Raw genomic sequence first — 14,545 nt, forward strand, 5'->3', positions numbered from 1 at the left:
TTGTTGATTGTTGTTTGTTGATTGTTGTTTGTTGATTGTTGTTTGTTGATTGTTGTTTGTTGATTGTTGTTTGTTGATTGTTGTTTGTTGAAGAAATTCTTGTTTAAAGGCACCATGACATCTCATCATCTCATCATCTCAACACTTTTCTTATTTCAAGGAAGGTGTTTTCTTTTTCTAGAAAAAGCTACGTTAACCGTTAACCGTTAACTGTTCACTGTCAACCGTCAACTGTTAACCAATTATGCATTTGTCCCCCATTTGTCCCCCTCTAAATGCGTATTATTTCTTAATAAAAACCTAATTTTGCGAAATTAACCTGAGGGTGTTTTATGTATTGCATTAGAATAGATAGGTAAACACCTTTAAACTCACATCCCCTTACGTATGAAAAAGACGATTCATTATTTATTCTTTTTTATCTTTTCGCTACAGTGTAGCTTTTTACAAGCACAACCTTATCAATCCCTAGAAATAGATGGTTATAATGCTGATGTGATTGCTAATGGTGTTGGAGCGGTTGCTAGCTCCACTACGCATGATATCGATAATGCAGGACATTACTTACTTGCAGACGATTGGAAGTTAGATGCGAATCAATCTTTGAGTGGAACAGGTTTACCTAGGAGTGGCCGTATTTCTTCTGCTCATATACCAGGAATGGAATTTCTCTTACAAAACTACAGTGCGAATAATTCGATTCGTTTATCTACCACTGTATCTACTGTCACATCTAACTTAGCAATACCGGCAAAGACGAGAAAACTTTTTGTCCTAACTACAGCTGGACTAACGAGTACTGCGCTAGACGTAACGGTAATTTTTGAGGATGATACTACAGAAGTATTTTCAAGTCGTGTACCCGATTGGTATAATGGTACATCTTTACCTGTGGTTTATAAAAACTTTGGACGATTAACAGGTGCAAGTATTTTAGAAAAGCCAACAGATAACCCTAGATTATATCAACTTACTTTACATATTAGCAAGCAAAATCAGCTAAAGAAAGTCAAGCAAATTAAGTTTTTACGTCCCATTTCGTTTGAAGGGGTTCTAAATATTTTCGCTGTTTCAGCAGAATTACTAGATGATTGTCCGAGTCCTGAATTTGTTGAATTTAGCGAATTAACGATGAATAGCGTGGTTGCAACAGTAGATTTACCAGTCTTACCAGCAACAACCTATCAGTATGAATTGCGCACCTCAGGTTTGCCTGGGTCTGGGAGCAGTGGACTCGTTAAAAGTCAAGATTTTAGTGAAAGTAACAGTCAGATCACTTTTACTGATTTAGCTAATGCAACAGCATTTTCCCTTTATGTACGTTCGTTTTGTTCAGATACAAATCAAGGATATTGGAAAGGACCTTTTACTTTTACTACCTTATGCAGCGCTGTGAATACACCTTATAAGGTGCCGTTTGATACAGTAGATGCTCCAAATGCTCCTGCTTGTACGACGATTTTAAATGCAAATGAAGATGATTATACTTGGACCACAGAAAGAAATGTCATCGGTTTTGAAGGTCCTGTTTTGAAGTATCGATATAATCCTACTCAAGCAGCAGATGATTGGTTTTTTACCCGTGGAATTAATGTAACTAGTGGAGAAACGTATCGTTTGCGATTTAAGTATAGAGATAAAAGATTTAATGAAAAGTTACGTGTGAGCTTAGGAAAATTTGCCTATCCCGAAGCGATGACCACTGAAATTTTTAATGTGGATACAGGTGGAACGGACCAAGTAACAGATAAATTAATTGAATTTACGGCGAATGAAACGGGTGTTTTATATATTGGTTTTCAGGTCTATTCCCTTGCAGATCAATATTATTTTTACTTAGGCGACATTGAAGTAACGCAGTCAAGTTGTCACAGACTACTTTGGTGGGCAAGTGAATGGGTGTGTGAAGGCGGACCTGTAACATTGGAGGCTCAGGCTAATTATGGCACACTCCGCTGGTATGCCTCGCGAACGAGCACGGAAGTTTTAGGAGAAGGCTCCACTTTTGTAACTCCTCCCTTAACAGAATCAAGAAGCTACTATGTGAAATCCTATTTTGAAGATAGCAAAGGTGGTAAACAAAGTTTATCTACGAATTCCAACGATTCCCTAACGAATGCAAATTGGGGAATTTCATTTGATCTACTAGACCCAGGTACGATTAAAAGTACCACAGTATATGCCAGTCAATCGGGAAGCATCCGGGTTTCGATTCTAAATTCAAGTGGAAGAGAGGTATATGTATCAGATGTTATAGCGATTAATGCTGCAGGTTCTACTGTACCAATCATTGTCCCATTAAACGCTGAATTAAATGCTGGCAGAGGATATAAAATGATTTTGAAGGAGGTAAATAATGCAAAACTTTTCGTTGATCAAACGGTTCTTTTTCCGATGTACGATAGTCATACTAGTTTACGGGTAACTTCTAGTCTAATGCCGGTTGAGAATCGAGCTACTTATGCCTATTTTTTTGAACTGCTCTTTCAAAGAGCCTGTTCAAGCGACGGTGTTGTACTCGATGCTTCAGTCATTAAAGCAGTTGCACCTATAGTGGATCAGGCCATGCAACATTTTTGTAAAAGCTCAAACCCAACATTGGCAGATATAGCAATAACAGGAACAAATATTCGCTGGTATGCAAATGAAACTGGGGGAGTTGAGTTGCCTAATACGACTCCTTTAGTGCATAATACAACCTATTATGCTTCTCAATTGCTCTCTGCTTGTGAAAGTCCAAGGCGTACTGCCGTAAAAGTGGTCCTAGAAGAAGCTCACCTTCAAACATCAGGAATAAATGTGCATTATAATTATGGAACCGATTCGGAAACGGTTGGAACTAGCATTTATAATGCATTAGGTTCAACAGTGTTGCAATGGTTTACAGAGGAAACAGGTGGTTTACCTGTTGACACTCCTGCATTTTCTACCTTAGCTGTAGGAAGTTATGACTATTGGGTGAGTGGAATAATAAATGGTTGTGAGAGCGCAAGAAGTCGTATCGGTCTGATTGTACGTCCTGTGTCTATATGGGTGACTGCACAACCTACTAGAAAAGTGTATGGAGAGGAAGATCCTGCTTTGTTATATCGTGTTAGTGGGTTAGTGAATAACGATGAATTAACGGGAACGTTGACTCGTGCTCCAGGAGAAGATGTAGATACTTATGTAATTAGCAGAGGAACCTTGGCTGCTTCGTCCAATTATATACTTAATGTGGATAATGCGAACTTTAGGATTCTTCCCGCAACATTAACCGTAACAGCAGCGGATAAAACCAAAGTGTATGGTGAGGAAGATCCAGCGTTTACCTATACCGTTACTGGATTAAAATGGATAGATTCAGCTGCTAGTGCTTTACGTGGAAATTTAGCCCGTACTGGAGATGAAGCCGTTGGGAATTATAGCATTACACAAGGAACTTTAGAGGCTACGGAAAATTATACCTTAGTGTTTGAAGGAGCCGATTTTACGATTAGGCCAGCTACAATCAGCATAATGGCGCATCCAAAAGCAAAAGATTATGGAGCACCAGAACCGTTGTTTACATACACGACAGTTGGAATGAAAAGAGGTGAAGATAGCTCAACTATAGTAACCGGTCATTTAACGCGTACGGGTACGGAAGATGTGGGAATCTATACTATTGAACCAGGAACTTTAGCAGCCAATGCAAATTATATAATTGATTATGTATCAGCTTATTTCACGATTAATCCTGAGGAATTAACGGTAACAGCCGAGGCTAAAACGAAAATTTATGGAGAGGCTGATCCAACCTTAACCTATGCTGTTACAGGATTACAAAGAAGTGAAGATGCTTCAACCGTATTCACGGGAAGTTTAACCCGTGTTGCAGGTGAAGCCAAAGGGCTCTATGCTATTGAAAAAGGAAGTTTAAGCGCTAACGCTAATTATACGTTCAATTATGTAGGAGATAATCTTACGATTGGTGTAGCGGAGTTAACCGTAACGGCAAATCCTCAAACCAAAACCTATGGGGAAGCAGATCCTGCTTTAACTTACACGGTTTCTGGATTGAAAAATGGAGATCAAGTCTCTGATGTATTAACGGGAAGTTTAGAACGTGTGCCAGGTGGAGACATAGGTATGTATGGGATTGGACAAGGTAGTCTAGCGTTAACCTCTTCGGATTACACTTTAAATTATATCGCAGATAGTTTGTCGATTACACCTGCTGTTTTAACGGTTACCGCCACTCCTCAAACCAAAACCTATGGGGAAGCAGATCCTGCTTTAACTTACACGGTTTCTGGCTTGCAAAATAACGAAGAAGCTGCAGCTGTATTGACGGGAAGTTTAACCCGTGTTGCAGGGGAAGCCAAGGGTCTCTATGCCATTGAAAAAGGAAGTTTAAGCGTTAACGCCAATTATAGCTTCACCTACGAAGGAGCTGATTTAGAGATTCAAGCGGCGGAGTTAACCGTAACGGCAGAACCCAAAAACAAAGCGTATGGCGAAACAGATCCTGCCTTAACCTACACGGTTTCAGGATTGAAAAACAACGAAGATGCTTCAACTGTATTCACAGGAAGTTTAACGCGTGTTGGAGGTGAATCAGTTGGAAACTATGCGATTCAACAAGGGAGCTTAGTTGCTACGGCAAATTATAATTTGGTGTATGAAGGAGCTGATTTGGCCATTACAGCAGCTGAATTAATCGTAACCGCAGATTCTCAAACCAAAGTGTATGGTGAAGTAGATCCTGTCTTAACCTATACCGTTTCAGGATTACAATGGAATGATGATATAGCAACAGTAATGCAAGGTACGTTGAGTCGTGAGTCTGGGGAATCAGTAGGGGTATATCGCATCGAACAAGGAAATTTAACGACTACTGCGAATTATACCTTGGCGTTTGTTGGGGCTCATTTAGCGATTACCCCAATTGAGTTACGCATTGCTCCTGTGCCAAACCAAACCAAAGTATACGGCCAAGCCGATCCGGTTTTAGTCTTTACGGTTAGTGGATTGAGCCAGGGGGATACGGCAGAAAATGCGTTAATAGGAACACTTGGTCGCACAAACAGTGAAAATGTGGGGCTTCATTCCTATACGTTAGGAAGTTTACAAGCAGCACAGCGCAATTACTATCTAGTTCTTGTGAATGAAGCGCGTTTTGAAATTACAGCAGCGCCAATTGCAATTGTGGTGAATCCAAACCAACAAAAAAGAGTAGGACAAGCTGATCCTGTGCTGGCGTATACCGTTACGGGGCTACAGCGAGGGGATTATCCTGCTACTGTCATGATGGGACAATTAGAGCGAGAGACAGGTGAATCGGTGGGAATGTATGCTATTGCGCAAGGAAGTTTGTATCCACGTTTGAATTATACGATTCAATCGTTTACGGCGGATGTTTTTGAAATTAAAAAAGGGGAGATTACTGGACTTACACTGCCTTCTCAATCTTTTGTTTACGATGGTGAAGTGAAGCGTTTACAGGTTGAGGGACTATTGGCGGATGGAGCCGTAATAACCTATGAAAACAATGAGCAAACCCAAGTAGGGCGCTATACTGTTGCAGCAACAATTGATTATGGTAGCGACTATGAGCCGTTGCGTTTATTGGGACTATTGACCCTTATTTCCGCAGAACAGCATATTCGCTTTACTGCACCTGCGCTAGTCGTGATGGAAGATACCCCAACGCTACAATTACAAGCAACAGCAAGTTCAGGATTGCCAATTTCGTACACGATAGACGATCCGACAGTAGCTGTCGTTGATGATGAAGGAAAGCTTAGATTCTTACAACCAGGAGTTGTAACAGTAACTGCACACCAAGAAGGGGATTCGAATTACAAAGCAGCAACTCCTGTTGCTCAAACCATAGAAGTAACAAGTAACGATGCCAGTATTTGGGATCTGGAAATTGATGGTGTAAAGTATGGTAAAATTGAAGGACAATTACAAGTTGTACTGAGTTGTGAGTACAACCAAGAGGAAGTACATTTTGTTGTTACGACCCAAAAAGGAGCGGTTGTACAACCTTCACATAATTTTATTGTTCCCGTTCCTGCCTATGGGAGATATGAACAAGTAATTACGGTGCAGGCACAAAATGGAAGGGCTACCCAAACGTATACAATTGTAATTGACAAACGCATGCCAACGGAAAACCTTGTCTTCCAAAAGTACGGGAACGTCTTATTGGTCAACAACAACAAACAAACCAATGGAGGCTATGTTTTTAGTGCGTATGAATGGTTTAAAAATGGCGAGTCGATGGGGAAAAAGCAATTCTACTCAGCGGGTAGTGATGCTGGAACCACCTTTGAGGCTTCTGCTGTTTATGAGGTAGAATTAACATTACACAACGGTCAAAAGATAAGAAGTTGTCCGATTGTACTAGAAAATAAACAAGGAACGAATTGGGCGGTTTATCCGAATCCGGTAGAAAAAAATACTTGGCTGAGTCTTCGATTAGACGATAAACCGCAAGAGGCCATAACCTATGCAATATACAGCATCAAAGGACAGTTGATCAAACGCGGCCAAGTAGATCCAACGAGAATGGGCATTGAAATTCCCGCGACAGCTGCCACGGGATCGTATTACTTGGTTTTAAAAACCGCTGATAGACAAGAGGGAATCCAATTTATTATTAAATAAGGGCAGAGGAACTCTGCCCCCTAATCTAAAAATAATATAATGAAGCAATTTTTTTATCTTACCATCCTTTTCCTTAGTGGATGTTATGTAACACAAGCCCAGTACAAACCATATTACTACAGCGATCACGAAGTTGGAGTAACTCTAAAGGGTGGGATGTCGCAAAATTACGGTAGTTTGCCTGCTCAGATTTCGACTGATTTTAAAATGAACACAGCAGTGGGAATTCAATACGACTATTACCTCAATGCAACGTGGAGTTTGGGAATTGGAGGGCAATATGCCATGCAAACCACAACGTTTACTGCTAATAATTTAAAAGGAAATAGCGAAGAAATCGATTGGGAGAATGAAAAGTTTAGGTTTAGTTATCACGGAAAATCATACGAAGAAGAGTGGAAAGTTTCTCAGCTGAATATTCCTTTAACCGTGCAATACGTAGGGAAGGGAGAAAGAGCCTTCTATGCCCGAACTGGAATACAGTATTCGCTAATCATGAGTAATAAAACTACAGTAACGTGGAATGGTTTGCAAACCTCTGGTTTTTTTCCGCAGTATAACCTACTGCTTGATCAAGACTTATTGTATGCAGGTTTTGCCTACCAAGAACAGGTCGAAGCTAAACCTAATTTAGATTTAAAAAACCGTTGGGCATGGATTGGAGAAGTAGGAATGAAATACAACATCAAAGACAATCAAAACCTGTATGTAGGGTTCTATTTTGATTTAGGACTCAACAATCAAAAACCAGATGTACAAGCATCAAAAGAGCAAGTGCTGATGTATCAGCCTATTGAAAATGATGCCTTGGTGTATAGTAGCATACAAGAAAGCGCAAAAGCCGTGTTTAAAAGTTACAATTTTGGCATTCAACTGCGCTATGGATTTGGGTTGTAGGTTAACAGTTAATGGCTAATTATCGATAGAAGAAAAACCATTCCTTTGTAGGGATGGTTTTTTTTGTTCGTTGTAAGGTTTGCTCTTTGTTTTTTGTTCTTTGTTTTTTGTTCTTTGTTTTTTGTTCTTTGTTCTTTGTTTTTTGTTCTTTGTTTTTTGTTCTTTGTTTTTTGTTCTTTGCTCTTTGTTAATTTGTAAATTCTCTGCGCAGCACAAACCTCACAAACCTCACAAACCTCACAGACCTCACAGACCTCACAGACATCACAAACCTCACAGACCTCACAAACCTCACAAACCTCACAAACCTCACAGACATCACAAACCTCACAAACCTCACAGACCTCACAAACCGTAGATTTTTCTGAAATAGCTGAATTTTTCTTTAAACGATAATCTCTACGACCAACAACAAACAACAAACAACCGTATTAAATTAATTCATTTCTCCTTACCTTTGTAGTTTAGTTTTTTTAAAATATGAAAAGAGTAGTAGTAGGACTTTCGGGGGGGGTAGATTCAAGTGTTGCCGCCTACTTATTGAAAGAACAAGGATACGAAGTGATCGGATTATTTATGAAGAATTGGCATGATGATTCCGTGACGATTTCGAACGAGTGTCCCTGGCTAGAAGATAGCAATGACGCTCTGATGGTTGCTGAAAAATTAGGCATTCCTTTTCAAACGGTAGATTTAAGTGAACAATATAAGGAGAAGATTGTAGACTATATGTTTAAGGAATACGAGAATGGTCGTACCCCAAATCCTGATGTGTTGTGTAATAGAGAGATCAAATTTGATGTTTTCATGAAGATTGCTTTAGAATTAGGAGCTGATTATGTAGCTACAGGGCATTATTGTCGCAAAGCAGAAGAAGAGATCGTATTAGAAGATGGTACAACCCAGACCGTGTATAAATTACTAGCGGGAGTAGATCCTTCGAAAGATCAATCGTATTTCTTATGTCAATTGTCTCAAGAGCAATTAGCGAAAGCCTTATTTCCTGTGGGAGAATTATACAAATCCAAAGTAAGAGAAATTGCCACGGAAGCGGATTTAATTACGGCAGAGAAAAAAGATTCACAAGGATTGTGTTTCATTGGAAAAGTGCGTTTGCCAGAATTTTTACAACAACAATTAAAACCCAAAGACGGTTTTATTTACGAGATACCGCGTGATGCTACTGCATTTGCATCAGTGGAAAAACAGGTGTTTACCACCCTTGAAGACGAATTGTATGCAGAGGCAAAAGCGTTTACCTATACCCCAGAAATGGGTAAAAAAGTGGGAGAGCACTACGGGGCTCATTATTTTACAGTGGGTCAACGCAAGGGATTAAATGTAGGAGGAACCGTAGAACCTTTGTTTGTCATTGCAACGGATGTAGTAACCAATCGCATTTACACCGGACAAGGCAATACACATCCGGGGTTATTTCATCGCACGTTATTTGTGCAAGAGCATGAAATTCATTGGATTAGAGAAGATTTGAAAATGAAAGTAGGAGAGACGATGCAGATAAAAGCGCGAATTCGCTATCGTCAACCTTTACAGGAAGCAACGTTGTATAAAATGGAAAAAGGGATGTACGTTCGCTTTAACGAACCCCAGTCAGCCATTACAGAAGGACAATTTGTATCTTGGCACCTAGACGAGGAGTTAATAGGCTCTGGAGTCATTTCTAAAGTAGAATAACCAAAAAAAACACATGGCACAAAATAGAATAACTGCCCTTTTTGGCATACAATACCCTATCATACAAGGGGGAATGGTTTGGAATAGTGGCTATAAACTTGCTAGTGCAGTAAGCAATGCAGGTGGTTTAGGCTTATTGGGAGCAGGATCTATGTATCCAGATGTTTTGAGAACACATATTCAAAAGTGCAAACAAGCAACCACAAAACCTTTCGGTGTAAATGTTTCGCTTCTATATCCAGATTTGGAGGAAATAATGCAAATTATCGTAGAGGAAGGCGTTAAGATTGTATTTACGTCTGCGGGTAATCCGAAGTTGTGGACTCCTTTCCTAAAAGCGCACGGGATAACTGTTGTTCATGTGGTTAGCTCCTCGAAATTTGCATTAAAAGCGCAAGAAGCGGGTGTAGATGCAATTGTAGCTGAAGGATTTGAAGCAGGAGGACACAACGGAAGAGAAGAAACGACCACCTTTACCTTACTCCCGATGGTCAAGGAAAAGATCAGCATTCCCATGCTCGCAGCAGGGGGAATTGCAACAGGACGTGGAATGTTAGCCGCGATGATTCTCGGTGCAGAAGGTGTGCAAATGGGGACTCGTTTTATCGCTTCTACAGAAAGCTCTGCTCACGATGCATTTAAAGACAAAGTGATCAACGTTCAAGAAGGAGATACCATTGTTACACTCAAAGAGTTGGCGCCTGTTCGATTAATCAAGAATGAATTCTATCAAGGAATTGTATCCCTATATGAAAAAGGAGCGAATACAGAAGAACTCCGCGCTTATCTCAGTAAAGGACGATCAAAAAAAGGAATGTTTGAGGGAGATTTAGTTGAAGGAGAATTGGAAGCTGGACAAGTGGCTGGATTAATCCACCAGGTAGAGCCTGTAGCTCAAATTATTGAAACGGTGATGCGCGATTTTCGAGAAGCTCAACAAACAACATTTGATTTTTAAAAGATTTTAGCTCCATACGCCCCTAGTGGAGGAGCTAAAAAAGACTTGATTTATTGTAATATTCTAAAAACCATGCGATTTTTAACTAAAAACTTCGTATGGTTTTTTGGTATATACTAATAATCTTTTATTTTTATAGAAAGTAAAATAAACTAAAAAAACCACACACTACAGATGAGTTATTATAAAATAGAAAACCTTGAACAATATTTCAAGCATTATAAAAAATCAGTGCGAGAACCTAGAAAGTTTTGGAGTAAAATTGCAGAAGAAAACTTTGTATGGTACCAAGTTTGGGATAAGGTATTTCAATTCGATATGGAGGAATCTAAATTTGAGTGGTTTGTCAACGCAAAGCTCAATATCGTAAAAAACTGCGTGGATAGACACTTAGCTAAAAGAGGAGAGAAACCTGCCATCATTTTCGAACCCAATGATCCCGAAGAAGCACAACAGATTATCACCTATAACGATTTGTTCAACCGCGTTTGTAAAATGGCAAACGTATTGAAGGAGCAAGGCGTGAAAAAGGGGGATCGCGTTTGTATTTACTTACCAATGATTCCAGAATTGGCCATTGCCATGTTGGCTTGTGCTCGAATTGGAGCCATTCACAGTGTTATTTTTGCTGGATTTTCATCTTCTGCTGTAAGTAAGCGAATCAATGACGCAGATTGTCATTATGTTATTACTTCGGATGGAAGCTTTAGAGGAAATAAGAGTATTCCTTTAAAACCTATTATTGATGATGCATTAAAATCTTGCCCTTCCGTAGGACGAGTTTTGGTTGTTCAACGTACAGGAGCTGAAATTGAGATGCAAGAAGGTAGAGATATTTGGTTAAACCCCCTATTAGAAGCCGCTTCAACCAATCACGTAGCCCAAGTGATGGATGCGGAAGACCCGCTGTTTATCTTGTACACTTCTGGTTCTACGGGAATGCCTAAGGGAATGGTACACACGACCGCTGGTTATATGGTACAAACGGCGTATTCATTTAAAAACATTTTCGATTACAAAGACGATGATATTTTTTGGTGTACAGCTGATTGTGGCTGGATTACCGGACACTCTTATATTGTGTATGGGCCTTTGTTAAACGGCGCTACAACCGTTATGTTCGAAGGAGTACCCACTTATCCAACGCCAAGTCGTTTTTGGGATATCATCGATAAATATAAAGTAACACAATTTTATACCGCACCAACGGCACTTCGCTCCTTAATGACAGAAGATTATAAGTATGTAAACGAACACGACCTATCTAGCTTACGCGTAATAGGATCTGTGGGTGAACCCATTAACGAGGAAGCATGGCACTGGTATAACGATCACGTTGGGAAGAAAAAATGTCCTATCGTTGATACATGGTGGCAAACAGAAACGGGAAGTATTTTGATTTCTCCTTTGCCTTTTATTACCCCTACTAAACCCACTTATGCAACTTTGCCATTACCAGGGATTCAGACGGTATTAATGGATGAAAAACGAAATGAAATCGAAGACAACCAAATTGACGGTTCACTTTGTGTGAAATTCCCTTGGCCTTCCATGGCTAGAACTATTTGGGGAGACCACCAACGTTATAAAGATACCTATTTTAGCCAATTTCCAGGAAAGTATTTCACAGGAGATGGAGCATTAAGAGATGAAGTAGGATACTACAGAATTACAGGACGAGCGGATGATGTTGTGATTGTTTCTGGACACAATTTGGGTACAGCTCCAATTGAAGATGCTATCAATGAGCATCCAGCAGTTGCAGAAAGTGCTGTAGTTGGCTATAAACACGAGATTAAAGGAAATGCACTCTATGGTTTTATTACATTGAAAGTAGAAGGGGAGTACCGTGATCGAGAAAATGTTAAAAAAGAAATTAATCAATACATCAGTAGTCACATTGGTCCAATTGCTAAGTTAGATAAGATTCAGTTCGTCGAAAGTTTACCTAAAACTCGTTCAGGTAAAATTATGCGTAGAATCTTACGCTCAATAGCGGATGGGGAAACAAAAGATTTTGGAGATGTTTCAACGTTGATTAATCCGGAAGTGATTGAAAACATCAAGGACGGAAAAATTTAATACAAGAGGAATAAGCGCCGCACCTGCGCACAAGAATAGAAAAAAGCTTGAGTTCAAAACTCAAGCTTTTTTTTTGGGGTTAAACGGAAAAACCTCTTCCTATTCCTATTGCGATCTACTTCATTGCACACTTTTAATTTCGCAAAATTATAATCGCGAAAATGAAATGTACACAAATTTAAAACGAAATGTACATTTTTTCTCAAGGTAATGATAAAATTTAAAAGCCGTTTAATTAGTGATTAAACGGCTTTTATTGTTTAGAATTCTACTCTATCACTTCATACTGCTTTTGAGTATCATGCGCTTGTACTAGTTCAACGATCTTCTCATAGAGAATAGGAAAGATCTTTAAATCTTCTTCGCTGAAATTGTGCAGATTAAACGAATGTTGGTTGCTATCAGTATAGTAACCTCCTTGTGCAATAGTTGTCTGTTCTTTTAAAACATTAAAACTAACAAACTTCGGTTCACTACCTGACGTTGCGCTAAATTCAAAGACAAAAATGTATCCTTCATTTTCGCCTTCTAAAATTGTTTTTACCTCTTGTGTTTTTACTTTTAAATTCATACCTATTATGTTTTTGTTTAACTATTCCATATTAAAGATAAATACCACTTACCTCCTACAAAAACGCATTTCCATTCTTGATTCCTAACTACTATCTGTTCACTCTTATTTGAATCAGAATATAACCAATCACCACCATCTACTTTTATGTAAAAGTCTGCCGAAGCATATAAGCTCTTTACCCAAATTATTCTGCCATACTCTGCATTTATAGGCAGAATAATATCAGTTCTCCTTGTGGCCTCTATTACTATTTGTCCTACACCTTTAAAGTCATTGTCTTTACTTATGTTGAATCTATAAACACCTGATACTTGTTCATTGTATTTATACATGTCAACAAATAAAGATGTTACTGATAGGTTGTTAATCCCACCACTAATAATATTTATTGCATGATTGTACTTAGCGCCACTTGCCAATACTTCTATGCCATAGTTAGTACCTGTTGTAGTAGGTTTTTTGTTGTGAAATGCCCCCATAGCACTAACACTACTGGTTAGATTAGAAATATTCCCAACTCTTGCAAGACTGTTATTTCTGAATTCCATCTGAATAGTATAGAATTCACTATAACTCTGAGCCAATGCACTATCATATTTATAATATAGTCTATTCTCTTCTATTTCTAACGCGCCAACACTCCCACTTCCAAGAGCAAAACGCGTTGCTTTAATATCTTCGAATATTCCATTTTTAAAAGTCCCTGAGGAAGCTTCTATATGTCCTTTTACACGTGCATTTTCCATTACAACAAGTCCATCATCCCACACTTGGAACTTAGCATTTTCTCGTTCTGCAAATCCTGTACTTGCCCAAAAAACAACTCTTCTGTCTAAAAATATATTTCCAAAATTGGAAGAAGCCACTCCTGTAATACCTGCTTTTGCTTTGCTAACTTTCTGTCCTTGTGCATTAACTGTTGTAGCACCTACTTGTAAAGTTCCTGTAGAAATCACATTTCCATCAACTGTAGTAGTTAGGTAGCTTGTTACTTGATTCAGTTTATCTACTGTTGCATTGACTGCCACAAGCTCTTGTTTATTCTCCTGTGATAGAAGTAGGGAGTTATCTGCCGTATCATCATACTTTTGCATATCCAACATTGTTGCAAAAGCAACGTCAAATATTACTGGATTTGAAGGTGTTCCAACTGTTCCTCCTCTAAAGGCAAAATGACCAAAATTAGAAAAAGGTCCCGTTGTACCACAAGTAATCTTATACATATATGTTTCATACCTTCCCGAGCCTGATTGTGGCGTTAACCACTCAATTTTTGCACCATTGGTTCCTATAGTGTTATTATAATGTTGTATAGTATATCCTACTGGTATTTTAGCGACTATTCTATGTATAAATATAGCATTAGCTCTAGCATTAGTATATTGAACACCTCCTGCCCAACGATTGTTGCTACCTACTTCTCCTGTATTGGTGAATCGAATTATGTGTGTTGAATCAGTGGGTGCGTCACTTGGTTTTGTTGTTCTAACAGGTGGAGCTCCAACATAAGAACTAAGTGAATTAGTACCTTTTTTAAATGTAGGATCTCTAAACATTACAAATCCATCTCCAAGACTTTCTCCATTAACACCATCTGTTCCTTTTACTCCTGCAATTCCTTGATCACCTTTGTTTCCTTGTAAACCCTGTAAACCACGATCTCCTTTATCCCCTTTGTCACCTTTAATTTGAGACCATTTATA

At 39.0% G+C, this 14,545-nt stretch carries 6 protein-coding genes and 1 pseudogene; 5 read left to right on the top strand and 2 right to left on the bottom strand.

Annotation, left to right across the window (positions count from 1 at the left end; genetic code table 11):
• Nucleotides 1–387 precede the first annotated feature (387 nt).
• From ACPDG9_RS15100 to acs, 5 genes are all read left to right on the top strand, one after another.
• Entirely contained in the window at nt 388–6,636 is a 6,249-nt protein-coding gene (locus ACPDG9_RS15100) for an MBG domain-containing protein (protein ID WP_430528550.1), read from the top strand.
• Nucleotides 6,637–6,675: 39 nt separating this feature from the next.
• On the top strand, nt 6,676–7,533 hold the full coding sequence (locus ACPDG9_RS15105) for an outer membrane beta-barrel protein (RefSeq protein WP_430528551.1): 858 nt from the start codon (nt 6,676–6,678) through the stop codon (nt 7,531–7,533).
• Nucleotides 7,534–8,013: 480 nt separating this feature from the next.
• Nucleotides 8,014–9,228, top strand: a complete 1,215-nt coding sequence (gene mnmA, locus ACPDG9_RS15110; protein WP_430528552.1) for a tRNA 2-thiouridine(34) synthase MnmA — start codon at nt 8,014–8,016, stop codon at nt 9,226–9,228.
• 13 nt (nt 9,229–9,241) lie between these two features.
• On the top strand, nt 9,242–10,186 hold the full coding sequence (locus ACPDG9_RS15115) for an NAD(P)H-dependent flavin oxidoreductase (RefSeq protein WP_430528553.1): 945 nt from the start codon (nt 9,242–9,244) through the stop codon (nt 10,184–10,186).
• 174 nt (nt 10,187–10,360) lie between these two features.
• On the top strand, nt 10,361–12,268 hold the full coding sequence (acs, locus tag ACPDG9_RS15120) for an acetate--CoA ligase (RefSeq protein WP_430528554.1): 1,908 nt from the start codon (nt 10,361–10,363) through the stop codon (nt 12,266–12,268).
• A gap of 268 nt (nt 12,269–12,536) precedes the next feature.
• On the opposite strand, the gene ACPDG9_RS15125 is transcribed toward acs, so the two are convergent.
• Nucleotides 12,537–12,839, bottom strand: coding sequence for a hypothetical protein (locus ACPDG9_RS15125; protein ID WP_430528555.1), 303 nt, complete (start codon nt 12,837–12,839; stop codon nt 12,537–12,539).
• Nucleotides 12,840–12,856: 17 nt separating this feature from the next.
• Nucleotides 12,857–14,545 (bottom strand): annotated as a pseudogene (locus ACPDG9_RS15130) (hypothetical protein); the annotation flags it as partial.

This window comes from Myroides sp. C6-3 (assembly GCF_050522425.1).
Taxonomy (GTDB): domain Bacteria; phylum Bacteroidota; class Bacteroidia; order Flavobacteriales; family Flavobacteriaceae; genus Flavobacterium.